This window comes from Haloarchaeobius caseinilyticus, assembly GCF_051207395.1.
GTDB lineage: Archaea > Halobacteriota > Halobacteria > Halobacteriales > Natrialbaceae > Haloarchaeobius.
On sequence record NZ_JBPJZC010000001.1, the window covers coordinates 405286 to 427998 of the forward strand.

Sequence of the window (22713 nt, forward strand, 5' to 3'; positions counted from 1 at the left end):
GCTAACATACGTCGTCTGTATTTTCCCCGGAACACTGTGTAGAGCGCATGTGAAATAAATTGATTTGGTTGTATTTATCGTCGATGGTAATGTACTGAACGACTTTCTTTTTCGGTACCGGGATATTCCGGGTCGGTGACCCTGCGACGATCGCACGACCGCCACGGTATTTACTCCGGACCGTTCAACGACTCGCCATGGGATACGACGACCAACTCGACAGAGCCATCGCACAGACGGACGACGAGGAGTCGTCTGACGAACGATTCTCGGTGCCCGACCCGGTCGTCACTGAAGCCGGTGCGGCGACCGTGTACGAGAACGTCGGCGAGACTGCCGACGCACTTCGACGGACACCAGACCACCTCGCGCGCAACCTGCAGCGTGCGCTCGGCACGAGTGCGACGGTCGACGACGCCGGTCGGGCACGCTTCGCGGGTTCGTTCGCGCAGGCGCGCGTCGCCGACCTACTCGACGAGTACGTCGAGACGTACGTCCGATGCGACGCCTGTGGCTCGCCCGATACGCGACTGCTCGAAGAAGGCGGCGGCGAATCGCTGCGGTGTGACGCCTGCGGTACGTCAGAATCGCTTCCGACCGAGTGATTACTGCAACTGGCGGAGGGTTTCGAGGTCGCGCTCCGTCCGCATGAACTCGGCCAGCCGGCGGGTCGCGTGGCAGTTCGTGCAACTGTAGTTCTCGCGCGGGTCGTGTAGCTCACTGGGAACCGATTCCCAGTCCTTCCCGCACTCGGGGCACAGTAGGCGAACGTAGGTTTCGACCATGAGGTTGGGTAACACTGCCACGGGTGAAAAACTTTGCCGCAGTGGAGTGCGGATTCGTCACGAAAACGGGGAGAAGTGAGGGGAGAGCGACCACCGAGCCGGCCTACATCGAGGTCAGGCCAGCGTCGGAGGCGTCGAGTAGTTCCTTGTAGCGGTTGCGGATGGTGACCTCGGAGATGCTCGCCACGTCCGAGACCTGGTTCTGGGTGACCTTCTCGTTGGTCAGCAGCGCGGCCGCGTAGACGGCGGCGGCGGCGAGACCGACGGGCGACTTGCCAGAGTGGATACCCGCGGTGCGGGCGTTGTCGAGCAGCATCCGGGCGCGGCGTTCGGCCTCGTCAGAGAGACCGAGTTCGCTGGCGAACCGGGGCACGTAGTTCTCCGGGTCGGCCGGCTTGATCTCCAGTTTGAGTTCGCGGACGATGTAGCGGTACGTCCGGGTCAGTTCCATCTTGTCGACGCGGCTGACCATCGCCATCTCGTCGAGGCTGCGCGGTGCGCCTGCCTGTCGGGCGGCGGCGTACAGTGCCGCGGTCGCGACGCCCTCGATGGAGCGTCCCGGCAGCAGGTCGTCGCTGAGCGCGCGGCGGTAGATGACCGACGCCGTCTCGCGGACGGTGTTCGGCAGGCCGAGCGCGCTGGCCATCCGGTCGATTTCGCCGAGCGCCTGCTTCAGGTTGCGCTCTTTCGAGTCCCGGGTGCGGAAGCGCTCGTTCCAGGTGCGGAGGCGCTGCATCTTCTGGCGCTGGCGGCTGGAGAGTGCTCGGCCGTAGGCGTCCTTGTCCTGCCAGCCGATGTTGGTCGAGAGGCCGTCGTCGTGCATCATCTTCGTCGTCGGCGCACCGACGCGTGACTTCTCGTCTTTCTCCTTCGAGTCGAACGCGCGCCACTCCGGGCCGCGGTCGATGTTGACCTCGTCGACGACCAGTCCGCACTCGCCACAGAGCGTCTCGCCGTGCTCCTCGTCGTAGACGAGCGAGCTACTGCACTCGGGGCAGACTGTCGGCTCCTCAGCCACGTCCTGTTTCTTCGTCTCTGCCTCGCCAGTGTTCGTCCGGGTGGTTGTATCGCTCATGATGGTGTCCCTCGGTGTGGGGTGAGTCGCGTCGCCAGTGGGGTGAAAAAATCCTCCCTCGGGCGGGGCGGCTGCCCTCACTACAGGTAAGACCGGAAACTACTTAAATCTTTGCTTTACTTTAAATACTCTGTTGCAAAGAGGATATGAGTCCATCGGAAAATTGGAGAAACTTGATAAGCAAATCGGTTCCTCTAAACGTATAACAGTGTCGGCTACTGAGGAGTCGGCCTGTCTCGGGAGAGTCAGTTACTCCCGCGACGGAAGCCGACTGCGAGGAGACCGACCAGAGCGAGTGCGACTGCGACGATGCCGAAGCCGGGCGTGCCTTCGCCCTCGCCACCGTCAGTTTCGCTGGTCATGTCGTCCATGGCGGTCGTGCTGTCGTCCATCGACGTAGTGCCGTCGCCCATGGTCGTGGTGTCGTCGCCCATCGTGGTCGTGCCGTCCTGCATCGAGCCACTGTAGCTCACGGACGCTGCCGAGACGCCTGCGCCGTTGGCCATGTACGGGCCGTCGTTCTCACCCTCGGTCGTGTCGAAGGTGTACTCCTCGTCCCCGTCAGTGCCCTTGTGCGCCATCGCCGAGCGTCGCGTCGTGTATCGTGACGAACCCACCCTCGGTGAGCGTCACGGAGTCGACCACTACCGTGTAGCCGCCAGCGGTTTGTTGGGTAAACGTTACGGACGCGTCGGCCACGTCGGTCTCGGTGTCGGCGGCCGCCACGCCCGCCAGCCCAGAGCTGATGAGCATCGCGACGACCACCAGCGTGATGATGCGTTGCCACGTACTCCGAACCTGTCCGAGGGTATAAAAAACGATTTTCCAGACTACCACCAGATACGCACCCAATTTTCGCCGAAGTATCGCCGCAGTGTGGCGGTTTTCTGGACCAAGTAGCGAATGCAGGCTCGGTGGCTACGAACGGATTCGAGTATTACAGTAGAGCGTGGAAATCTGTCGACGACGGGACGGCAGCGAGGAAAAGTCGGCGGGCGTGGGGTCCGAGTGAGTGTCTCAGTCGTTGTCGTCCGTTCCTACGGTCAGTCCCACGTCACCCACGCGAGGAACGCCAGCCCGACCGTCTGGAAGGCGTGTATCACCATCTGCCACTGCCAAACGATGGTCGGCACGCTGCTGCCGTGCCACCACTCTGAGAGCTGGGGGTCTAACGAGTAGTAGTAGAGCACCAGCAGGTTCTCCGCCAGCAACAGGCTGGCGAAGACGAGCAGGCCCATCGTGTGCTTCGAGCGGAACTTGAGGAAGTTCCGGCCCCACACGTAGCCGAGGGCGAGCAGTAACACGACGTTTGCCACCGTCGTCGCCTTCGCCAGGTCGACCCAGATGCTCATCTGTCTCCTCCTTTCTTGCTGTCGTGGATATACTCTTTCCCAATTTCGGCCATAGTCGTTAGACACGCTCCATGATGTCCTCGACCGTCTCCCAGTGGTGTCTGGCCTGGTCGGTCGGCAGGTATATCGCGCCATAGTCGTCACCGCTGTCTTTCACGATATCGTTGTCGGCGAGGACGCCGAGGTGGTGTCGCACCGTCTTGTAGTCGAGTGCTAAGTCCTCCGCCAACTGGTTGGCGTTACGCGGCCGTTCGTCGAGGGCACGCAAGATGCGGACACGGTTCTCACCACCTCGCGTCCCGGTCAATACGTACCACAGGACCGCCTCCATCGTCCTGCCCGACACGTTCACCCCACGTAATTCCATCGACAACGGCGAGGCAGGGCGGTTGCCAGCGAAATTCGGGTCGAGTGTCCGGATAGGCGACCGTGTCGCTACCGAGACAAACTGCCGATGCGACTCAAACGGTGAACAGGTGGCCCTCGCGGGGGACGTCGAACAGACCGATCCGTGCGCCCGCGTCCAGCCACGCGTGTCCGTAAGAGAACGCCGCCAGCGCGTTCACCCAGTCGTCGTTCTCGCGGAAGTGTTCGCCGTCGTCGAGGTAGGACTGGGCCATCTCCAGACACTCGAGTGCGGCCTCGCCCATCGGGGTGTCCGTCTGGGGGGCGACCTCACACACGTCGAGTGCCTCGGCGAGCAGGTCGTGGTACCGGTTCGTCTTCTCGTGGAGGTCGGCGGTCATGCGCGAACCGAGGCGAGGTGGTGGGGTAAGCCCTTCGTCGTGGAGTGCGGGCTGACGGACGACGGGTTTTCGAGGGCCACCGACGCCGACTGGTCGTCGTCCGGTTGCTGGTACGTCTCGAACCGGACACGAACGGCCACGTCTTGGCCTACTACTTCTCCGAGCCGTTCCTCAAGGTCGTTCGCCAAGTCGGGGTAGAACTCACCGTCAGGATGGCTCACCACGACGGTCACCGTGTCGGTTCCGGCGGTGGTGTCGAGACCGTGGTACTCGGCTGCGACGCTGTCCAGTTCGACCGCTGAGTACTCTCCCTGTGCGAGTACGTCGTTCACGCCGTCGTTGACTGTCCGCTCGAATCGGACCTGTTCGTAGGTTGCGAAACCGGTGACGACCACGACGACGGCGAACGCGAGTATCGCCAGCCCGTACGCCCCGGCGCGAACCGACGGCCGCAGGTCGTCTCGAATGGTCTGGAGGGCCGACGAGCGGTAGCCGAGCGCGACGAGCGTGAGGTACGCCGTGAGGTTGATGAAGACGATGTTCATCGCCAGCAACACCACGGCACCGACGACGACCACCCAGTCGCCCCAGACAGTGCCGATGCCGGCGGTGGCAGCCGAGGGGACGAGTGCCGCGGCGACGGCCACGCCAGCGATAGAGACTGGGAGGTCGGTCGCCAGCGCGAGCGCACCGGCCGCACCAGCACACACCGCGATGGCCAGCGTGAGGACGTTCGGTGTGACGAACGAGGAGAGGACGCCGAGCTGTGTCACGACGAGTTTCTCCGGGACGAATTGCGTCCAGCGGAGGACGGCGGCGACCGACGCCGCGCCGACGAAGCCGATTGCGAGGCCGAGCAACTGCGAGACGGTACTGTGGACGACCATGTCCCAATCGTCGATGACCGCACCGACGCTCGCCGAGAGCGAGGACCCGGCGAACGGAGAGATGACCATCGCGCCGACGACCACGATGGCCGAGTCGAGCAACAGTCCAGCAGCAGCGACGAGCGCGGAGAGGAACGCCAGTGCGATGTACGTCGGTCGGTTCGGCTGGAGGTCCTCGGCCCGTTTCCGTATCTCGGGGTGGGAGATGCCGAGGTCCCCGAGTGGGCCGTCGACGTACTCGGAGACGCCCTGGTCTGCGACTTGGGCACGTTCGATCTCGGCGACCGTCAGATACGTGTCTTCGGGGACGCCGGCATCGTAGAGGAGTTGCAACACACTATCGACGGCTCCCGCGGGAACGGGAAAACGAAGGAGCATCGTGCCCGGGGCCGAGCCACGGTCGATGACGGTGTACTCGACACCCGCGTCGTCGAGTGTCGTCGTCGCCGACCCGCTGACGTCGTCGGGCACGCGGAGTTCCACGAGGCGCATATCGGTGACCACATCTGCCACAGGGATGAGGATGGAGCCAAATTGTCGCAGCGGACGGTGCTTCGACTGTTGACAGTCATCTATCACTCGTTCGATGAGGGGTACTTGGCTGTAACATTATCTACCCCGCACGCGCACCGTGACACACAAGATGCGGCTGGTTCGTGCGCTGGTCCCCGAAGACGGGATTGACGATTTCGTCGGTGTACTGGACGAAGAGAACGTAGATTACGTGGTGACCGCAGAGACGCGCGACGGGTCGGAGAACGTCCTCATCGAGTTCCCGCTGCCGATGCAAGCCGTCGAGTACGTCCTCGACCAGTTGCGCGGTGCCGGGTTCGACGACAGCGAGTACACCGTCATCTCGAGCGCGGAGACGGCCAAGACGCGCCACTACGACGAACTCGAAGACCGGTTCGTCGCGGGGGTCGAAGAGGACGACACCGTCACGCCCGAAGAGATTCGCGGGAAGGCGCTCGGGATGCACCGGAACGCGACGGTCTACTACACGATGACGCTGTTCAGTGCGGCGGTCGCGGCTATCGGCCTACTGCTCGACTCGCCGGCTATCGTCGTCGGTGCCATGGTCATCGCGCCGCAGGTCGGCCGCGCGCTCATCTCCAGCGTCGGGATGGCACTGAACGACAGGCGGATGATCTGGCTCGGCGTGAAGACCCAACTCGCCGGCTACGCGCTGGCCATCGTCGGCGCAACACTGCTCGGGGTGATGATACGCTCTGGCGCACTCGTGCCGGTCTCACTGCAAGTCTCCTCGGTCGGGCAGGTCGCCAAACGAATCTCGCCCGGCATGCTGTCGCTCCTCGTGGCAGTCTGTGCGGGCGGCGCTGGCGGGTTCGGCCTCGCCACCGCACTCCCCGTCTCGCTCGTCGGCGTCATGATAGCCGCGGCGCTTATCCCTGCAGCGGCCGCCGTCGGCATCGGTCTCGCGTGGGGTGACCCGTCGGTCGCCATCGGCGCGTTCGTCCTACTCGTGGCGAACGCCGTCGCGGTCAACATCTCGGGGTTCACCGTCCTCTGGTACCTCGGCTACCGGCCGACGCCGTGGGACGGGCCGCGAAGCCTGCTGAACGTGCGCGACCACTGGCCGGTACTGTCCGCGCTGTTCGTCCTGCTCATCGTCGTGACCGCCGCTGGCACCGTCCTCGTCGGCAAGGCGTCGTTCGACTCGGCGACGAACGAGGCAGTCACCGACACGCTGGAAACCGACGAGTACACGCAACTCGAACTCGTCTCGGTTTCGACGGAGATGACCGGCATCGACCTCGGAAACGGGGGTGAGCGTGGCGTCACCGTCGTCGTGAACCGACCGGCGGACCAGGCGTTCCCCGACCTGTCGAGACAGTTAGAGCGCGCTATCGAGGAGCGGACAGGGACGAACGTGCGCGTGACGGTGCAGTTCACGGAGAGCCAGTCGTCCGGTGAGACTGCGCCGAAATCGGTCGAGTTGGCTCAAGCCCGCCCGTCGCCGTCTGTCGTCGGTTTAGGGCGTGCGGCCGTGGCTGCGTGAGCGGTCCGCGAACCGGGTTTTTGAACGGTCTTGTCATGCTATCACACGACGGGCTGACGCGAGCAATGCCCGACAACGCAACTATAAAACCGGTTCACCGGCTACTTGTGTCCATGACAGACTCGCCGCACGTGGAGATTTATACAAAGGAGAACTGCCCGTACTGTGACAAGGCGAAGGACCTGTTCGACGCGAAAGGCGTCGAGTACGTCACGTACAACGTGACCGGCGACGACGACCTGTTCGACGAGATGGTCGAGCGCGCAGACGGGCGAAAGACGGCTCCGGAAGTGTTCATCGACGACGAACTTATCGGTGGCTGGGACGAGACCTCGGCACTCGACGAGACTGGCGAACTCGACGAGAAACTCGGCATCGCGCACGCCGACGGCGCAGGCGACGTGACCGAACACCGCCGCATGATTATCGCCGGAACGGGCATCGCCGGCCTCACGGCGGCCATCTACGCGGCGCGGTCGAACAACGAACCGCTCGTCATCGAGGGCGACGAGCCGGGTGGCCAGCTCACCCTGACGACCGACGTCGAGAACTATCCCGGCTTCCCAGAGGGCATCTCCGGGCCGGACCTCATCAACAACATGAAGGAACAGGCGAAGAAGTTCGGTGCCGAGACGAAAAACGGCATCATCAAGGACGTCGACGCGTCCTCGCGCCCGTTCCGCGTCGAGATGACGAACGGCGACGTGTACACCGCCGACGCGGTCATCGCCGCCTCCGGTGCCTCGGCCCGGCTCCTCGACGTGCCCGGCCAGGAGGAACTGATGGGCTACGGGTTGTCGACCTGTGCGACCTGTGACGGCGCGTTCTTCCGCGACGAGGACATGCTCGTCGTCGGTGGCGGCGACGCCGCGATGGAGGAAGCCTCGTTCCTCACGAAGTTCGCCAACAAGGTGTACATCGCCCACCGCCGCGACGAGTTCCGCGCGGAGGACGTCTGGATCGACCGTGTGATGGACAAGGCCGACGACGGCGAAATCGAAGTCCTCTGGAACACCGAACTCACGGAGATTCACGGCTCGCAGGCAGACGGCGTCGACCACGTCACGCTCGTCGAGAACCCCGAGGGTCACCCGACGGACAAACTGGACGACGACGAGACGACGGAGTACGACCTCGACGTCGGCGCAGTGTTCTACGCCATCGGCCACACGCCGAACACCGGCTACCTCGAAGGAACGGGCGTCGAGATGGACGACGACGGCTACCTGAAGACGCAGGGCGGCTTCGGTGGCGATCAGACCGCGACCGGTGTCGAGGGCATCTTCGGCGCGGGCGACGTCGTCGACTATCACTACCAGCAGGCGGTCACCGCAGCCGGGATGGGTTGTAAAGCAGCCATCGACGCGGACGAATATCTAGAAAACCTCGAGCGGGCGGCCGCTTCGGCGGCGAAATCCACAGCGGAAGCGGACGACTAGCCTGAATACTCGGGTTATTGCTTTTTGTCGATGGCGTGATTGTCTACGCACAGCATGGGCACAGTGACGGCGACACGCGCCAGACGGCACCTCGACCGACCTGCCGGCGTCGCCGTACTCAGCGACGGACGATGCGTCTTCGCGAACGGAACGTTCGGTGGCGTGGTCGGGCACGACGACCCGGCGGCACTGCTCGACGTCCACTGGCGTGACTATATTTCGAACGACCACCATCGCGTGTTCGAGGAAGGACTGGCAGCCGCCGCGCGGACGGGCCGCTGGTTCGGCCGCCTCGACTGTGGGCCAGCAGCCGACGATACTGGACCAGCATTCGTCGATGCCGACCAACAGGCGTCGGAGTCGGCTCGACGGGTCACCATCGTCAGGGCGACGAACGACGACATGATCGTCGTCATCAAATCGGGACGCGAGCCGCTCGACCACGACGAACGACTGGCAGCCCTGAGCGATGCGACGCGGGACCTGTTCGAAGCCGACGACGAGAACGTCATCGCTCAGACGACGGTCAACGTCGCCGAACACGTCCTCGACCAGTCGTTCGTCTCGCTGTGGTTGCGAGACGGGGACGACGGCTCACTCGAAGGTATCGCGGGGACCGACGGCGCACGCGTCATCGATGGCACGAACTCGCTGGACATCCGACCGATTCCACCTGGGACGTTCGAGATGGAGGTGTTCGACGGCGGCGACCGGGTCCTCGTCGAGGACTTCGGTGAGACGGCCGACCGGTCACACCCGGAACTCCCGCTCGCTTCGGCACTGTTCGTTCCACTCGGTGACCGCGGCCTCTTGGCGAGCGGGATTCCCCACGCGGGCCAGCTCGCCGAGTCGACGGTCGAACTACTGACTATCCTCGGTCGGAACGCGGGGGCCGCCTTCGAACAGGCGGCGCGACGACGTGAGCTACAGGAGCGAAACCAGCGCCTCGACGAGTTCACCAGCATCGTGAGTCACGACCTCCGCAGCCCCCTCTCGGTCGTCCTCGCGGGGACCGAGTTCGCCATCGAGACAGGTGATTTCGGCTACCTCGAAGACGTCAAACAGGCTGCGACACGAATGGAACGCCTCACCGACGACCTGCTGACACTCTCGCGGCAGGGCGACGATATCGGCGAACGGTCGCCGGTCGCACTGTCGCACATCGCCAGTGCCGCGTGGACCTCTATCGACGCCGATGAGGCGACCCTCGACGCGTCGACTGACTGTGTAATCTACGCGGACCGCGAACGGCTGCGCACCGTCTTCGAGAACCTCTTTCGGAACGCCCTCGAACACGGTCGGTCGGACGTGGTCGTCTCGGTCGGCACCACCTGTGATGGCTTCTTCGTCGAGGACGACGGCCCCGGTATTCCACCCGACCGCCGCGACCAGGTCCTCGAACGGGGGTACACGACGAACCAGAACGGGACCGGCTTCGGGCTCTCCATCGTCGGCCGTATCGCCGACGCCCACGGGTGGCCGCTCTCCGTTACCGAGAGCGAGTCGGGCGGCGCGCGATTCGAGTTCGGCGGGTCGCTTGAGCAGCCGGCGGAGTGACCCGTACGGACTGACCCACAGAGGCTTTAGGCACGGCTCTCATGGGGGCAGGTATGGCAGACGACATCGAGACAGTGACGTTCAGTATCGAATCCGACGACGACGAAGACGAAGTGACGCTGCCCCTCGAACTCGTCGAACTCCTCGCCGAGGGCGACCAGAGCCCGGCGCAGGTCGTCGGCGATATCACGATGCTCTCCTTTGCCTCCCGGGCACACCACATGGTCCACCACGCTGAGGACGCCGACGACCGCCTCCACGACGTCGAGTCGACTGCGATGGACCTCTTCGAAGAGCGCTTCGGCGTCACCTTCGGTGAGGCGACCGGCCACCAGCACTGAGCCGCGACGACTCACCGACTGTTCCGTGACACCACGGGACGGCCGCATTCAAGGGCGACGCTCGCCCATCTGTTGCTATGCCGACCGATTCGTCCGCAGACTCGTCTGAACCGCCCGACCTCGACGCCGCGTTGGCGGCGGTCGAACGCGAGTACGACTGTACGGTTCTCGCTGCCCGTGACACCGGTAGTCGTGCGTGGGGGCTTTCGGACCGGGACAGCGACTACGACGTGACGGTCCTCTTTCGCCAGCCAGCCGTGGCGTACGCGACGCTCGGCGAATCGGTCGCGACCATCGAGACCGAGTACGGTGACGACCTCGAACTGACCGGCTGGAACGTCTCGCGCTTCGCCGAGTTACTCGTCGAGTCGAACCCCTCCGCGCTGGAGTTCCTCCACTCACCGCGTCGCTACCGCGAGTTCGAACCCCTCGCGGCACTCGAAGCGGACGTCGGCGAGTCGTTCGAACCAATCGCGCTGTATCACCACTTCCGGTCGCTCGCCGACCGCCAGTACCACAAGTACCTCGAACGTCGACTGCTCGAAGACGGCCACCCGGCGTACGTCGTCGTCGACGAGACGGACGACGAGTGGATTTGTGTCCCTGGCGACGCCGACTCGGCGGCTGGGCCAGCTGCCGACTCGGACCTGCAGCATCTCCCGAAGACCGATGGCCACCTCGAACTGGGGGCGTGCGACCAGACGGTCAAACGGACTCTGTACGTGGTTCGGGCGGTGCTCTACGCCCGGTACATCCGAGACAGACACCGGTTCCCGACACTCGACTTTCCCGCGTTCCTCGACGAGATTGCGGCAGGCGACCCGGATATCGCCTCCGCGTCGGTCGTCGAGCGAACGCGTGACCTCGTTCGCAGAAAACGGGCCGGCGAGGGCGACGCCGTCGTCGGCCAGGTGTTCACCGCGGCGGAGCTATCGCTCCCGAGTAAGATTCCGCCAGCAACACACGCCGTCGGCGGCATCGCCACTGCGCGAGTGAACGAGTTCGTGCGGGCGTCGTTCGCCACGGAAAAGCCGTCTGAGTAAGTTAGGACCTACTCAGTCGTCAGCCGTCACAGGACCGAATATCAGTTGCGTCTCTTCGTCGAGTTCGATGTCACCTTCGTCGAGCGGATACTCTTCGGCGACTTCGCCTGTTTCTACCCGCTTGGCGTAGTGGAGGTCTTGTTCAAGAACCTGGGATTCCTTACCGCGGTGTTTGCGTTCGCGTCCACGTTTGGTGTCTCCCATGACAATGGGTATCTACGCTCACGCCTCTTGTAACTCTATCGCCCGACGACGACCTTACCGGTGCTTACAGTTCCACTTCAGCACGACGCCATCGTCCAACCGGTCGACACCGACGAGGTCCAACCGCGGAAAATCCGCGGTAAAGCCGTCTCCGTCGGCCAGTGTCGGTGCTTCGCGGCCGCCGACGACGAGCGACCCGACGTACACCGAGAGTTCGTCGACGAGCGAGTCCTCGAACAGCGAGAAGATGAGTTCGCCGCCGCCCTCGACCATCAGGCGCTCGATACTGTGGTCTTCGAGGGCGTCGAGACCGGCGGTGAGGTCGACACGCTCCTCACCCGCGACGACGACCGTGGCTCCGGCGTCGGCCAGCGCCGCCCGTCGCGATTCTGAGGCCGCCTCACTCACGAGCAGATACGTCTCGGCGGTGTCGTCGAGAATTCGGGCGTCGGTCGGCGTTCGCGCCCGGGAGTCGGCGACGACGCGGGCCGGATGTGCGGGGCGACCGGTCGACTCGCGCTTTTCGATGCGCTCCGCCGCGTCGAGCGTCAGCGATGGGTCGTCGGCGAGGACGGTGCCGACGCCGACCATCACCGCGTCGTTCTGGGCTCTGACGTGGTCCACGCGCTCGAAGTCCTGTGGCCCGCTAATCTTCAACTGTTCTCGCGTGCGCGAGGCGAGCTTGCCGTCGGCGCTCGTCGCGGCGTTGACGTGGACGTGCATTATCGGGTAGTGCCACGGGAGCGAGAAACTGGTTTCGGTGGTGAGACTTCGAGTGTTGAGGAGTACGACCAGAGTCTCGCTCAGGAAGTGTTTTCACCTTGACTCGTTTCGAAAACGAATCCCCGAACGCTGGTGTACATGACCGCACCGCAGCCACTACCTCCCCATCCGATTCCGGTACTCACGTCGCTCCGCGACGTTGCGTTCCTCATCCCTCGTGAGAGCACGCTCTCACTTGCCGCCGTTCGCAGGCTCACGGCGACCTCGCGCGATTTCTGCTCGTGGTCTGCGCCGAGGCGCAGACACACTCGCCAGCGCGCGCCAGAGCGTCTGTTCAGGCTCGCGATTCCCCAGAACTCCAGCACTCCGACTCCGCGAACCCTTTTTAGGGGATGCCGCCGAACGACTTCCCATGAGTCTCGACGACCGCGCTGAGGAACTCGCCTCCGACCTCGGCGTCGACAAACAGGAGGTCAAATCGGACCTCGAAAACCTGCTATCGTACAGCGTCCCGATGGACGAAGCCGTCCAGAGCCTTCGCCGCAAGTACGGTGACGACTCCGGCGGTGGCGGCGGCTCCGCGCCATCGGAAAAGCGCATCGGCGACATCACGCCCGACGACGGGAACGTGAGCGTCACCGGGCGCGTCCTCTCGGTCGGCAAGCGCTCCATCCAGACACAGGGCGAGGAGAAGGTCATCTTCGAAGGCGAACTCGCCGACGAGAGCGGCAAAATCTCCTACACCGCGTGGACCGACTTCGGCCTCTCCGCGGGTGATACGATTCAGGCCGGCAACGCCGGCGTGCGCGAGTGGGACGGCAACGCCGAATTGAACCTCGGCGAGAGCACCTCGCTCTCGTTCCTCGAAGACGACCTCGACGTGCCCTACGACGTCGGTGGCGACGCGACCCTGCGCGAGCTTCGCTCGGGCGACCGCGGCGTCACCGTCGAAGTGAGCGTCGAAGAGGTCGAACGCCGAACCATCGACGGCCGAAACGGCGAGACCGACATCCTGAGCGGTGTCTTCGGCGACGAATCCGGCCGACTCCCGTTCACCTGCTGGGAGGTCTCCGAGGCTATCGAGGCGGGCAAGCCGGTCCGCATCGAGAACGCCTACGTCCGCGAGTACCGTGGCGTCCCGGAGGTCAACGTCTCCGAGTTCACGACCGTCACCGAACTCGACCACGACGTCTCGGTCGGCGAAGCCGCGACCGAGATGGCCATCGACGACGCGATTTCGTCGGGCGGCATCTACGACGTGGCCCTCGTCGGCAACGTCATCGCAGTCCGTGACGGTTCCGGCCTCATCGAACGTTGTCCCGAGTGCAACCGCGTCGTCCAGAACGGTCAGTGCCGCGCCCACGGCGACGTGGACGGCGAAGACGACCTTCGCGTCAAAGCCATCCTCGACGACGGCTCGGCGACCGCGACGGTCGTCCTCGACCGCGACCTGACCGAGAAGGTGTACGACGGTACCCTCGAAGACGCCAAAGACGAGGCCCGCGACGCGATGGACAAGGAAGTCGTCGCTGACAGCATCCGCGAGCGCATCGTCGGCTTCGAGTACAGGGTGCGAGGGCACTTCTCGGTCGACGACTACGGCGCGAATCTCGACGCGACAGCCTTCGACCGATCCGAAGACGACCCGGCAGACCGTGCAAGTGCGCTGCTTAGCGAGGTAGAAGCATGAGCGCGAGCGGAATTCAGCGACGCGAAGTCGCCTACCGACTGTTCGCCACGGAGTTCGACGCCGCGACGCTCTCCTACCAGGAGTCGGACGAAGAGCGCGCGCCGAACTACGTCATCACGCCGACTGGCGCACGGGTCAACCGCCTGTTCGCCGTCGGCGTCCTCACCGAAGTCGAGAACGTGAACGAGGAAGTCCTTCGCGGGCGCGTGGTCGACCCGACGGGCGCGTTCGTCGTCTACGCCGGGCAGTACCAGCCCGACGAGATGGCCGTCCTCGAATCGACGACGCCTCCGGCGTTCGTCGCCATCACCGGCAAGGGCCGGACGTTCTCGCCCGACGACTCCGACCGCGTGTTCACCTCCATCCGCCCGGAGAGCATCACGCAGATCGACGCCGACACCCGGGACCGCTGGGTCGTCACGACCGCAGAGCAGACGCTTCGACGCATCGCCACGTTCGCCGAAGCCGCGCTCATGGAGGAGACCGGCGAGGACCTACAGGCCGCACTCGAAGCCCGCGGCGTCCCATCGAGCCTCGCTGCGGGCATCCCGCTCGCGATGGATCACTACGGCACGACTCCCGCGTACCTCGCTGGCCTGCGCCAGGCCGCCATCGACGCGGTTCGGATGGTCGCCGGCGAGCGCGACGAAGTCGGCGACTTCTCACTCGCTCCGGCAGACGCCGGCGACGGCACCGCGACGTGGGCCTCGCTGCGAAACAGCGAACTGAGTGCGCTGGGTGAGGTAGATGCCTCGGCGCAACCGACGCCCGAGGCCACCGACTCGACGGCTGCCGAGGCCGAAACCGAAGCCGGGTCCGCTGCAGCCGACGCTTCCGCCGAAGCAGACGATTCCGGTGTGTCCAGCGACGACGCTGCGGCAGCATCGGAATCGGAGCCTGAGCCTGAACCCGAGTCGGAACCTGCGGAGACCGAACCGGTCGCCGCGGCCGACGAACCGAGCGACGAGGACCTCGCAGCAGCCGAACCAGCGGCGAGTGAGGGAGAGCCCGTCGACGACGAGCCAGCCTCCGAGTCCGAACCGGCACAGGTCGAAGTCGCTGCCAGCGCCGAGGGTTCGAGCGAGTCGGCGACTGTCGACACCGCTTCCGAACCCGAGTCGAGCGACGACGGCGGTATCGGTGACTTCGAGCCGGGTGACCTCGGCGGCGATAGCGGGGCCGAGGACGATACTTCCGCCGACACCACCGACTCCACAGCGTCTACAGAGACCGCAGACGCGGCAGTCGAAGACACCGGTGGGATGTACGAAATGGACGACGAGGAACGCGAAGAAATCGAGGCCGAGTTCGGCACCGATTTCACCTCGGGGAGCGAGGTCGACGACCCCGGTGAGGCCGGCATCGAGACGCCGGAGCCAGAATCGGCGACGCCCGAAGCAGCTGACGCCGAAGCGGCGGCAGAACCCGAACCCGAAGCTGACACCGACACCGACGAGTCCGAAGCCGACGACGCTGCTGCAGAAGAAGCCGACGAGCCAGCCGAAGACGTCGACCTCGACGACTACGTCATCGACGTGATGTCGGAACTGGACGACGGCGACGGTGCCGCCCGCGCCGACGTGGTCGAGAAGGCCATCGCCGACACGGGTGCGGACGAGGACGCCGTCGACGACGCCATCCAGAACGCGCTCATCGGTGGGCACTGCTACGAGCCGGACGACGACACGCTCAAGCCCATCTGATGGCCTCGGTCGAACCGGTCCCGAACAGCCCGGCCGCGGTGGTCGAAACCGGCGACGAGCGCGTGCTCGTCGTCGCCGATTTTCACGCGGGTATCGAAGACGCGCTTCGGTACGAGCGCGGCCTCCACGTCGAGAGCCACGCGGCCGACCGCCGCGAGCAGGTACAGGCCCTCGCGGCGCAGACGAACCCAGACAGATTTCTCGTGTTGGGTGACTTCATGCACTCCATCGGCGGCCCGGGCGGCGCAGAGCGCGGCGAGTGCGAGGTATTACTCGAAACGCTCAACCTGCCGACGACGGTCGTGAAGGGCAACCACGACGGCGGTATAGAGGGCTGGATAGATGCCGAGGTCACCGACGGCGCCGGTGTCCGTCTCGGTGATGTCGGATTCGCGCATGGGCACATGTGGCCGTCACGAGACGTGCTGGCGGCAGACATCGTCTGTATGGCTCACGAACACCCGTGTGTCCGACTGACAGACGAGGTCGGTGGCAGCCGCATCGAACGCATCTGGCTACGCGGGGCGCTCGACTCGCGACCGTTCGAGAACCGAGACTCGGCGCTGGTCGAACACTGGCAAAACCCAGAACTGGTCGTCTTCCCGGCGTTCAACGACCTCTGTGGCGGCACGTGGGTCAACACGGGTTCGGACTTCCTCGCGCCGTTCCTCCCAGACGGCCTGCGTGATGGCCAAGCCTATCTGCTCGATGGGACGCGACTCGGCCCCTACGAACGCGTTTAGTCCTCGCTCGCCTCTTCTGCTGCCGACTGTTCCGCAGCCGACTCTGCGTCTTCCGCTTTGAGAGCCGCGAGTTCGGCTTCGAGTGTCGCGAGTTCGTCGGTCACCCGGTCGATTTCCGCCTCCAGCCGTTCGATGTTCGCGGCTCGGTCGGTCGTCGACTCCTCCGGGTCGTCCACCGAGCCGAGTTCGTCGAAGCGAGCGCCCCATTCAGGCGGTGCAGGTGCATCTTTCTGCTCGGTTTCTCCACCGCTGCTTTCGACGCCGGATTCGCCGACGGTGACCGACTCGACCATCTCTTCCACCCAGTCCATCTCCGCGGGGTCCTCGGCTGGTTCCGCGTGAGCGGTGTCGGCGTGGTCTTCTGCTTCTACTAACTGGTCGCGTTCGTCATCGAGGTCATCCGTATCGTCGTCGTTGGTCTCGTCGGCATCGCTGTCGTCGCCATCGTCTCCGATGGTCGCGTTCTCCGTAATGTCCGGGAAGTCGGTCGCGTCGAGTTCGGCTTCGAGTTCGGCGGATTCGACCGGCGAGAAGCTCGACGCGTCTTCGGCTGCCGGTTGTCCGGGACCCACCGCGGGCATCGGTTCCGGCGCGTCGGACTCGAACAGTGGGGAGACGAGCACGTCCGAGACTTGCTCACGAGCGAGCAGTCGTGTCGCGACGTGTCGAGTCGGTCCGTCCGTCGCGACGACGGCTTCGACCACCTCGTCGTCGACTACGCGACGGCCCCGAATCTCGAAGGCGTTGGCGAGTTCTTGTGCGACGACGACGGGACCGCCACCGTGATAGGTGTCCTGCGTCCCCACGCGGACGAAGTGGTCGCCGTCGCCGCCGGCTTCGGGTGCGAGGGCAGTCACCGCGTCTTCCGTCGGTAAGTCGAGCGCTTCCTCGCCGCCTCGGTGGACCGGGTGCGGCCACGCCGTCGTGCCGTGTTCGACCGTGACACTCGGTTTCGAAGGCGCAGGCGGCGGCGTCGCCGCACGGGCACTCAGCGAGCGCTCAACGTCTTCGACGACGCTGGCGAACCGGTCCGCCTTTGCGAAGCGACCGTCGACGATGCGGAGGTCGGTCTCGACGCCGACCGGCCGGAGCGACGGCGCGTTCGGGTCGGAGGCCACTCGCAAGTACGGCTCTGTGAGGAAGCGATAGACGTGCTCGGGTCGTTCCAGCCACACCATGAACAGGGTACAGACCGTCCCACCCGGCGGCACCGCTCCGGTGTACACCAGTCTGCCGTCTTCGAAGGCGCTCCAGTCGATGCCGCCGTGGTCGGTGTGGACCGCGACGTGGTCGAACGTGATTCCCTCCGGCAGTTGCTCTGTGAGCCGTACACCCACCGCGCTGTCCCGTGCTGACCGGAAGCCGAACTTCAGCGCCGGCAGCGGTAACGTCGTCAAATCCAGCCCCTTCCGCACCACGACGCCGTCCCGTTCGACGTCGATCGTGTACCCCCCATACCACCCGCTGGGTACACTCATTGCGTGTGGAAGAAACGGTGACAGGACACGATAATCGTATTGCTCAACGCAGTAACACGATATCTGAAAGAAAGGTGCGAGCGATTCAATAGATTCGCCCCACTACACCCACCGATGACAGCCGGAGCGGCCGCGTTCACGGTCCTCGGAGAGTCGGTACGAGCGGCGCTCTCAGAGCGTGGCTTCCAGACGCCGACGCGGACCCAGCGGACTGCGTTGCCAGCCATCGCGGACGGCAGGCACACGCTCGTCGTGGCACCGACCGGGACCGGTAAGACCGAGACGGCGATGCTCCCGGTGTTCGACGCACTCGTTCGAGCGAGGGAGGCCGATGGGGAACGGTTCGGCATCGGTGCGCTGTACGTCACGCCGCTCCGGGCGCTGAACCGCGACATGCGTGAGCGACTGGACTGGTGGGGTGAGACGCTCGGACTGGAGGTAGACGTTCGTCACGGGGACACGAGCGACTACCGCCGGAGTCAGCAGGCGAACGACCCGCCCGACGTGCTCGTGACGACCCCGGAGACGATTCAGGCGATGCTGACGGGCAAGAAGCTCAGGGTCGCCCTGTCCGACCTCGACCACGTGGTCGTCGACGAAGTCCACGAACTCGCCGCCTCGAAGCGTGGGGCACAGCTGACAATCGCACTCGAACGATTGCGCGAACTCGCTGGGCCGTTCCAGCGAATCGGCCTCTCGGCGACCGTGGGCGACCCCGAAGAAGTGGGCGCGTTCCTGACCGGCGGCCGTGGCTGTGCGGTCCGCGAGGTCTCGGTCGGCAGCGACATCGACCTGCGCGTCGTCGACCCCGAAGTCACCGACGAGGACGAGACGCTCGCGGGCGCGTTAGTGACCGACGCGAGCGTCGCCAGCCACGTCCGAACGATTCGGGACATCGTCGCCGCCCACGACTCGACGCTCATCTTCGTCAACACCAGACAGACAGCAGAAGCGCTCGGCTCCCGGTTCAAGGAACTCGACTTGCCCATCGGCGTCCACCACGGCTCGCTCTCGAAGGCGGCCAGAATCGAGGTCGAAGACGCGTTCAAGGCGGGCGACATCGACGCCCTGCTCTGTACCTCGTCGATGGAACTCGGCATCGACGTGGGCCGTATCGACCACGTCGTCCAATACCAGAGTCCGAGAGAAGTCGCCCGACTCCTCCAGCGCGTCGGCCGGGCCGGACACCGCCGCGACGAAGTCTCCTCGGGCACTGTCGTCACGACCCGGGCCGACGACACGTTCGAGGCGATGGCCATCGCCCGACAGGCGAAAGCGGGTGAGGTCGAACCGGCGGCTATCCACGACGGGAGCCTCGACGTGGTCGCCAACCAGTTGCCGGCGATGTGCAAGAGCATGGGCGAAATCGGGGCGCGGAAAGCGTACGAACTCGTCACGCGCGCCTACCCGTTCCGTGACCTCTCGGAGGACGACTTCCGAAACGTGGTGCGTGAACTTCACGGGAATCGCGTCCTCTGGCTGAACGAAGAAGCCGACATGCTGGAGACCTCTGGTGGGACGTGGCAGTACGTGTACGCGAACCTCTCGATGATTCCCGACGAGGCGACCTACGAGGTGTACGACATGGCCGCGGGCCAGCAAGTCGGGACGCTCGACGAGCGATTCGTCGTCAACTTCGCCACGCAAGGTGAGGTGTTCATCCAGCGCGGCGAGATGTGGCGTATCGTCGAGGTCGACGACGAGGAGTCACAGGTCAAAGTCTCACCCATCGAGGACCCGGCGGGCGAGGTGCCGACGTGGATTGGCCAAGAGATTCCGGTCCCCGAATCGGTCGCTCGCGAGGTCGGCGAGTTACGCGCTGTTGCCGAACCGCAGTTCGAGCGGGGTGCGCCCCGGACCGCCGTCGCACGCGAGTTCTGTAGCCGGTATCCCGCCGACCAAGACACCGTCGTCTCCGCACTGAAACAGTTCGAGCGACAGGTCGAGGCCGAGGCCCCGATGCCGACCGCAGACCGTATCGTCGTCGAGGGCCGGGCGAACACGTTCGTCGTGAACGCCCCGTTCGGCCACAAGGTGAACGCGACGCTCGGCCGACTCCTCTCTGCCCTGCTCGGCCAACGAACCGGTTCCAGCGTCGGCATGGACTCGGACCCGTACCGCATCGAGTTGGAGGTCCCCTCCGGTGTCGCACTGGGCGAAATCGTCGAGGTGCTAGAGACGACCGACCCCGACCACGTCGAACCGCTCATCGAACTCTCGCTCAAGAACTCTGACGCACTCAAGTTCCGCCTCTCGCAAGTCGCCGCGAAGTTCGGCAGTCTCAAGCGCTGGGAAGGCTCCGGCGTCTCCGGTGACCGGTTGCTCGCCGCGCTCCGTGACACGCCGATGTACGACGAGTCAGTCCGCGAAGTGTTCCACGAAGACCTCGCGGTCGACGCGACCGGTCGTCTCCTTCGGGCGATTCAGGACGGTGACCTCGACGTGGTCGTCCACGGCGACCTCACACCCATCGGGACCGACGGCCACTCGGCTGGGAAGGAACTGCTCGCGCCAGAGAACGCCGACGCGAGCGTCATCGAGACGGTCAAAGAACGCATCCAGAACGACCGCGTCATCCTCTGCTGTACCCACTGCCACGACTGGAAACAGCAGAAGAAGGTCTCTCGCGTGCGCGACCAGCCCGAGTGTCCAAACTGTGGGTCGACTCGTGTCGCGGCGCTCAACCCGTGGGCAGACGAGGTGGTCAAAGCCGTGCGAGCGACCGAGAAGGACGACGAGCAGGAGAAACAGACCGAGCGAGCCTACCGCGCGGCGAGTCTCGTCCAGACGCACGGAAAGCGGGCAGTCATCGCGCTTGCCGCGCGCGGCGTCGGCCCGCACAACGCGGCCCGCATCATCAACAAGCTACGAGAGGACGAGATGGACTTCTACCGGGATATCCTCGCACAGGAGCGCGAGTACGCCCGGACGCAGAGTTTCTGGTGAGCGGCAGTCGGCCGAGGCTCCGTGTGTTACTTCCGCAGAATTGTGAACGGACCCCCGGGGGGAGTAGTGGGAGTCCGGACGAGAGCCGGCCACCGGGGGAGTTGGTGACCGGCCAGGTGAACGAGCGCCCGGGGGGAGTAGTGGGCGACCGTTCGTCAGTGCGGTTCGCGTCCGGGGGAGGTGGACGACGAACCAGCGTCGGGGCGTCCCGACAGTTGCCTGCAGCATCCGTTCGACTGCGCCACCACCGACGGCGGCACAGTTCGGGGAGAACTGCGTATCACTACTTACCCTGCTGACAGTAAAGCTCCTCGTTCTAATATATTAGATAGACAAGCATTCGCATACTCTAACCAGTGTGGTCGGCCGACCTCGAAACGCACAAATCGCTCGGCCACACCTCCACGAACGAGATGCGTTTCGTGCCCGCTGGCCGACGACTCGCCGCGTACTTCGCCGCCGCCTCACCACTCGCCGCCGTGCTGGCGACGCCACTCGCCGGCCTCGGCTGTCTGCTGGCGGCGGCCGCGACCCTTCACTTCTTCCGCGACCCACCGCGGTCGCCGCCGAAGTCAGGAATCGTCTCCCCGGCGGACGGGCGCGTGTCGGTGGTTCGTGAAGAGGGCGACCGCCTCCGCGTCGGCGTGTTCATGAACGTCACCGACGTGCACGTCAACCGCGCGCCGGTCGCCGGGACGGTCGAATCGGTCGAGCACTCGCCCGGCTTGCACCGCCCGGCGTTCTCGAAAGACTCGGACAAGAACGAGAAGGTACACATCGAACTCGACGCCGACGATGGGCCGTACGAGGTGACGCTCATCGCCGGGGCGTTCGCTCGCCGTATCCACCCGTGGGTGGGCGGCGGAGAGAAACTCGGCCGTGGCCAGCGCCTCGGCCACATCTCGTTCGGCAGTCGGGCGGACGTGCTGTTCCCGCCGGAAGTCGAGCGTGACGAGTTGCTCGTCGAGAAAGGCGACGTGGTTCGGGCAGGCGAAACGGTGTTCGTCGAAGCGTCGGAGTAAGGCGGCTGCTCAAGCCGATTCTCGTCGGGTCTCGACTAAGTCGACCGACCGGTCGAGTGTCAGAACCAACCGCTCTTCTTCCAGTTCGATGGTCACGTCGACCCGAAGCGGTTCCCGCTGAACGACGGACGCGTTGTGTATCGAGAGCCAGCTATGCGCCCACAGTGGCGTCTCGCGAACGTCGACACCGTGTTCGTACAGGAACGAGACGACTGCTGGGTGGGACAGCACGGCGATGCCGGCGTCGCTGTGCCAGTTTCGCTCGCACCGCTGACAGTCGTAGCGGACGCCCGCTTCGCCCTCGTCTTCGTCGGGGTCGACCCACGACGGCGCGTCGTCACCGTCGACCGTGAACACGTACTTGTCGACCTGTCCGTCACAGCTGAAACAGAACCCGTGGTCGGTGACCGCCATCAGTCGTTTTAGCCAGCGGTCTAACACTGCCGGTGCGTCGGCCGGGTCGACGCCTTCTAGGATGCCCGGTGGCACGTCCATGTCGGTGAAGTCCACGTCACAGGCGGGGCAGGTCAATCGAACAGCTCCCGGCCGGAACTGAAGTTCCATCGACTCACCACACCCGATACAGGGCTCACCAGTGTCGACTGGTTCTGCGTCCATCTCCTTCGTGTACCCGCCCGAGAGTACCCCGCCGACGATTTGCATTCCGGCTCCCGAGAGCCGGTAGCCTTCATTCTCCTCGTCACCGTCCTCGTCGTCCCCGTCTTTCCCGCCTTTGACGACGAATCGGCCGGTCAACTTCCCAAGGTGGTAGTTGAACTGGCCGGGGTCACGCACCCCGGTCCGCTCACGCAACTCGCTGAACGGCAACCGACCGTCGGCTTCGAGGAGGACTTCGAGGATGCGAAACCGCGTCTCGTGTGCGAGCAACTCGAACGCCTCGTCCGGCGGCAGTCGCTCGACGACGACATCGCTCATGCTGACGTGTTCGAGAACAGGTA

The 22713-nt window shown here is 64.9% G+C and carries 21 protein-coding genes and 1 pseudogene; 11 read left to right on the forward strand and 11 right to left on the reverse strand.

Features of this window, described 5'->3' with window-relative positions; translation table 11 throughout:
* The first annotated feature begins 197 nt into the window (after positions 1-197).
* Positions 198-605 (forward strand): translation initiation factor IF-2 subunit beta, encoded by a 408-nt coding sequence (locus tag ACSC1P_RS02260; RefSeq protein WP_435358505.1) that lies wholly within the window; start codon positions 198-200, stop codon positions 603-605.
* Here the strand turns inward: ACSC1P_RS02260 and ACSC1P_RS02265 are convergent, their stop codons facing one another.
* From ACSC1P_RS02265 to ACSC1P_RS02295, 7 genes and pseudogenes are all read right to left on the reverse strand, one after another.
* Positions 606-785, reverse strand: a complete 180-nt coding sequence (locus ACSC1P_RS02265; RefSeq protein ID WP_435358506.1) for a DUF7836 family putative zinc-binding protein — start codon at positions 783-785, stop codon at positions 606-608.
* A 103-nt stretch (positions 786-888) separates the two neighbouring features.
* Positions 889-1860 (reverse strand): transcription initiation factor IIB, encoded by a 972-nt coding sequence (locus ACSC1P_RS02270; RefSeq protein WP_435358507.1) that lies wholly within the window; start codon positions 1858-1860, stop codon positions 889-891.
* A 245-nt stretch (positions 1861-2105) separates the two neighbouring features.
* Positions 2106-2613, reverse strand: a pseudogene (locus tag ACSC1P_RS02275) (DUF7282 domain-containing protein).
* Positions 2614-2903: 290 nt separating this feature from the next.
* Complete coding sequence (locus ACSC1P_RS02280) at positions 2904-3212, reverse strand: DUF8036 family membrane protein (protein ID WP_435358508.1); 309 nt, start codon at positions 3210-3212, stop codon at positions 2904-2906.
* 58 nt (positions 3213-3270) lie between these two features.
* On the reverse strand, positions 3271-3543 hold the full coding sequence (locus ACSC1P_RS02285) for a winged helix-turn-helix domain-containing protein (protein WP_435358509.1): 273 nt from the start codon (positions 3541-3543) through the stop codon (positions 3271-3273).
* Positions 3544-3673: 130 nt separating this feature from the next.
* On the reverse strand, positions 3674-3958 hold the full coding sequence (locus ACSC1P_RS02290; protein ID WP_435358510.1) for a DUF357 domain-containing protein: 285 nt from the start codon (positions 3956-3958) through the stop codon (positions 3674-3676).
* Positions 3955-5337 carry a DUF389 domain-containing protein gene (locus ACSC1P_RS02295; protein WP_435358511.1) on the reverse strand — a complete coding sequence of 461 codons (1383 nt, stop codon included), beginning with the start codon at positions 5335-5337 and terminating at the stop codon, positions 3955-3957. Before ACSC1P_RS02295 ends, ACSC1P_RS02290 begins: the two co-directional genes overlap by 4 nt.
* A 151-nt stretch (positions 5338-5488) precedes the next feature.
* Here ACSC1P_RS02295 and ACSC1P_RS02300 point away from each other — a divergent pair, with 151 nt between their 5' ends.
* From ACSC1P_RS02300 to ACSC1P_RS02320, 5 genes are all read left to right on the forward strand, one after another.
* Positions 5489-6865 carry a TIGR00341 family protein gene (locus ACSC1P_RS02300; protein ID WP_435358512.1) on the forward strand — a complete coding sequence of 459 codons (1377 nt, stop codon included), beginning with the start codon at positions 5489-5491 and terminating at the stop codon, positions 6863-6865.
* A gap of 113 nt (positions 6866-6978) precedes the next feature.
* Positions 6979-8304, forward strand: a complete 1326-nt coding sequence (locus tag ACSC1P_RS02305; protein ID WP_435358513.1) for an FAD-dependent oxidoreductase — start codon at positions 6979-6981, stop codon at positions 8302-8304.
* Positions 8305-8358: 54 nt separating this feature from the next.
* The gene (locus ACSC1P_RS02310; RefSeq protein ID WP_435358514.1) at positions 8359-9861 is read left to right on the forward strand and encodes a GAF domain-containing sensor histidine kinase; all 1503 of its coding nucleotides are present in this window, start codon (positions 8359-8361) and stop codon (positions 9859-9861) included.
* A gap of 53 nt (positions 9862-9914) precedes the next feature.
* A complete protein-coding gene (locus tag ACSC1P_RS02315) occupies positions 9915-10202 on the forward strand; it encodes a DUF7545 family protein (protein WP_435358515.1) in 288 nt (95 codons plus the stop codon).
* A 77-nt stretch (positions 10203-10279) separates the two neighbouring features.
* Complete coding sequence (locus tag ACSC1P_RS02320; RefSeq protein WP_435358516.1) at positions 10280-11245, forward strand: nucleotidyltransferase domain-containing protein; 966 nt, start codon at positions 10280-10282, stop codon at positions 11243-11245.
* Between the two features lie 12 nt (positions 11246-11257).
* On the opposite strand, the gene ACSC1P_RS02325 is transcribed toward ACSC1P_RS02320, so the two are convergent.
* Positions 11258-11449, reverse strand: a complete 192-nt coding sequence (locus tag ACSC1P_RS02325; protein WP_435358517.1) for a hypothetical protein — start codon at positions 11447-11449, stop codon at positions 11258-11260.
* Positions 11450-11503: 54 nt separating this feature from the next.
* On the reverse strand, positions 11504-12172 hold the full coding sequence (locus ACSC1P_RS02330) for a 2,5-diamino-6-(ribosylamino)-4(3H)-pyrimidinone 5'-phosphate reductase (protein WP_435358518.1): 669 nt from the start codon (positions 12170-12172) through the stop codon (positions 11504-11506).
* 412 nt (positions 12173-12584) lie between these two features.
* Here ACSC1P_RS02330 and ACSC1P_RS02335 point away from each other — a divergent pair, with 412 nt between their 5' ends.
* Genes ACSC1P_RS02335 through ACSC1P_RS02345 form a run of 3 tightly spaced genes read left to right on the forward strand, consistent with a single transcriptional unit; the run spans position 12585 to position 16308 of the window.
* Positions 12585-13862, forward strand: coding sequence for a Single-stranded DNA binding protein (locus ACSC1P_RS02335; protein ID WP_435358519.1), 1278 nt, complete (start codon positions 12585-12587; stop codon positions 13860-13862).
* Entirely contained in the window at positions 13859-15565 is a 1707-nt protein-coding gene (locus ACSC1P_RS02340; protein WP_435358520.1) for an RPA family protein, read from the forward strand. The genes ACSC1P_RS02335 and ACSC1P_RS02340 overlap by 4 nt, the downstream gene beginning before the upstream one ends.
* A complete protein-coding gene (locus ACSC1P_RS02345) occupies positions 15565-16308 on the forward strand; it encodes a metallophosphoesterase (protein ID WP_435358521.1) in 744 nt (247 codons plus the stop codon). Before ACSC1P_RS02340 ends, ACSC1P_RS02345 begins: the two co-directional genes overlap by 1 nt.
* On the opposite strand, the gene ACSC1P_RS02350 is transcribed toward ACSC1P_RS02345, so the two are convergent.
* Positions 16305-17786, reverse strand: a complete 1482-nt coding sequence (locus tag ACSC1P_RS02350) for a hypothetical protein (RefSeq protein ID WP_435358522.1) — start codon at positions 17784-17786, stop codon at positions 16305-16307. The two genes, ACSC1P_RS02345 and ACSC1P_RS02350, sit on opposite strands and share 4 nt — an antisense overlap.
* Positions 17787-17900: 114 nt before the next feature.
* Between ACSC1P_RS02350 and ACSC1P_RS02355 the strand changes: the two genes are divergently transcribed.
* Positions 17901-20732: a DEAD/DEAH box helicase gene (locus tag ACSC1P_RS02355; RefSeq protein ID WP_435358523.1), complete on the forward strand. Its 2832-nt coding sequence runs from the start codon at positions 17901-17903 to the stop codon at positions 20730-20732.
* Between the two features lie 413 nt (positions 20733-21145).
* The gene (locus ACSC1P_RS02360; protein ID WP_435358524.1) at positions 21146-21754 is read left to right on the forward strand and encodes a protein sorting system archaetidylserine decarboxylase; all 609 of its coding nucleotides are present in this window, start codon (positions 21146-21148) and stop codon (positions 21752-21754) included.
* Between the two features lie 9 nt (positions 21755-21763).
* Here ACSC1P_RS02360 and ACSC1P_RS02365 read toward each other — a convergent pair whose 3' ends face one another.
* Complete coding sequence (locus ACSC1P_RS02365; RefSeq protein ID WP_435358525.1) at positions 21764-22690, reverse strand: winged helix-turn-helix domain-containing protein; 927 nt, start codon at positions 22688-22690, stop codon at positions 21764-21766.
* Positions 22691-22713 lie beyond the last annotated feature (23 nt).

Excerpts from the sequence above, each read along its gene's own strand:
- ACSC1P_RS02260 (WP_435358505.1), top strand. The coding sequence starts at position 198 with ATGGGATACGACGACCAACTCGACAGAGCCATCGCACAGACGGACGAC.
- ACSC1P_RS02265 (WP_435358506.1), bottom strand. The coding sequence starts at position 785 with ATGGTCGAAACCTACGTTCGCCTACTGTGCCCCGAGTGCGGGAAGGAC.
- ACSC1P_RS02270 (WP_435358507.1), bottom strand. The coding sequence starts at position 1,860 with ATGAGCGATACAACCACCCGGACGAACACTGGCGAGGCAGAGACGAAG.
- ACSC1P_RS02280 (WP_435358508.1), bottom strand. The coding sequence starts at position 3,212 with ATGAGCATCTGGGTCGACCTGGCGAAGGCGACGACGGTGGCAAACGTC.
- ACSC1P_RS02285 (WP_435358509.1), bottom strand. The coding sequence starts at position 3,543 with ATGGAGGCGGTCCTGTGGTACGTATTGACCGGGACGCGAGGTGGTGAG.
- ACSC1P_RS02290 (WP_435358510.1), bottom strand. The coding sequence starts at position 3,958 with ATGACCGCCGACCTCCACGAGAAGACGAACCGGTACCACGACCTGCTC.
- ACSC1P_RS02295 (WP_435358511.1), bottom strand. The coding sequence starts at position 5,337 with ATGCGCCTCGTGGAACTCCGCGTGCCCGACGACGTCAGCGGGTCGGCG.
- ACSC1P_RS02300 (WP_435358512.1), top strand. The coding sequence starts at position 5,489 with ATGCGGCTGGTTCGTGCGCTGGTCCCCGAAGACGGGATTGACGATTTC.
- ACSC1P_RS02305 (WP_435358513.1), top strand. The coding sequence starts at position 6,979 with ATGACAGACTCGCCGCACGTGGAGATTTATACAAAGGAGAACTGCCCG.
- ACSC1P_RS02310 (WP_435358514.1), top strand. The coding sequence starts at position 8,359 with ATGGGCACAGTGACGGCGACACGCGCCAGACGGCACCTCGACCGACCT.
- ACSC1P_RS02315 (WP_435358515.1), top strand. The coding sequence starts at position 9,915 with ATGGCAGACGACATCGAGACAGTGACGTTCAGTATCGAATCCGACGAC.
- ACSC1P_RS02320 (WP_435358516.1), top strand. The coding sequence starts at position 10,280 with ATGCCGACCGATTCGTCCGCAGACTCGTCTGAACCGCCCGACCTCGAC.
- ACSC1P_RS02325 (WP_435358517.1), bottom strand. The coding sequence starts at position 11,449 with ATGGGAGACACCAAACGTGGACGCGAACGCAAACACCGCGGTAAGGAA.
- ACSC1P_RS02330 (WP_435358518.1), bottom strand. The coding sequence starts at position 12,172 with ATGCACGTCCACGTCAACGCCGCGACGAGCGCCGACGGCAAGCTCGCC.
- ACSC1P_RS02335 (WP_435358519.1), top strand. The coding sequence starts at position 12,585 with ATGAGTCTCGACGACCGCGCTGAGGAACTCGCCTCCGACCTCGGCGTC.
- ACSC1P_RS02340 (WP_435358520.1), top strand. The coding sequence starts at position 13,859 with ATGAGCGCGAGCGGAATTCAGCGACGCGAAGTCGCCTACCGACTGTTC.
- ACSC1P_RS02345 (WP_435358521.1), top strand. The coding sequence starts at position 15,565 with ATGGCCTCGGTCGAACCGGTCCCGAACAGCCCGGCCGCGGTGGTCGAA.
- ACSC1P_RS02350 (WP_435358522.1), bottom strand. The coding sequence starts at position 17,786 with ATGAGTGTACCCAGCGGGTGGTATGGGGGGTACACGATCGACGTCGAA.
- ACSC1P_RS02355 (WP_435358523.1), top strand. The coding sequence starts at position 17,901 with ATGACAGCCGGAGCGGCCGCGTTCACGGTCCTCGGAGAGTCGGTACGA.
- ACSC1P_RS02360 (WP_435358524.1), top strand. The coding sequence starts at position 21,146 with ATGCGTTTCGTGCCCGCTGGCCGACGACTCGCCGCGTACTTCGCCGCC.
- ACSC1P_RS02365 (WP_435358525.1), bottom strand. The coding sequence starts at position 22,690 with ATGAGCGATGTCGTCGTCGAGCGACTGCCGCCGGACGAGGCGTTCGAG.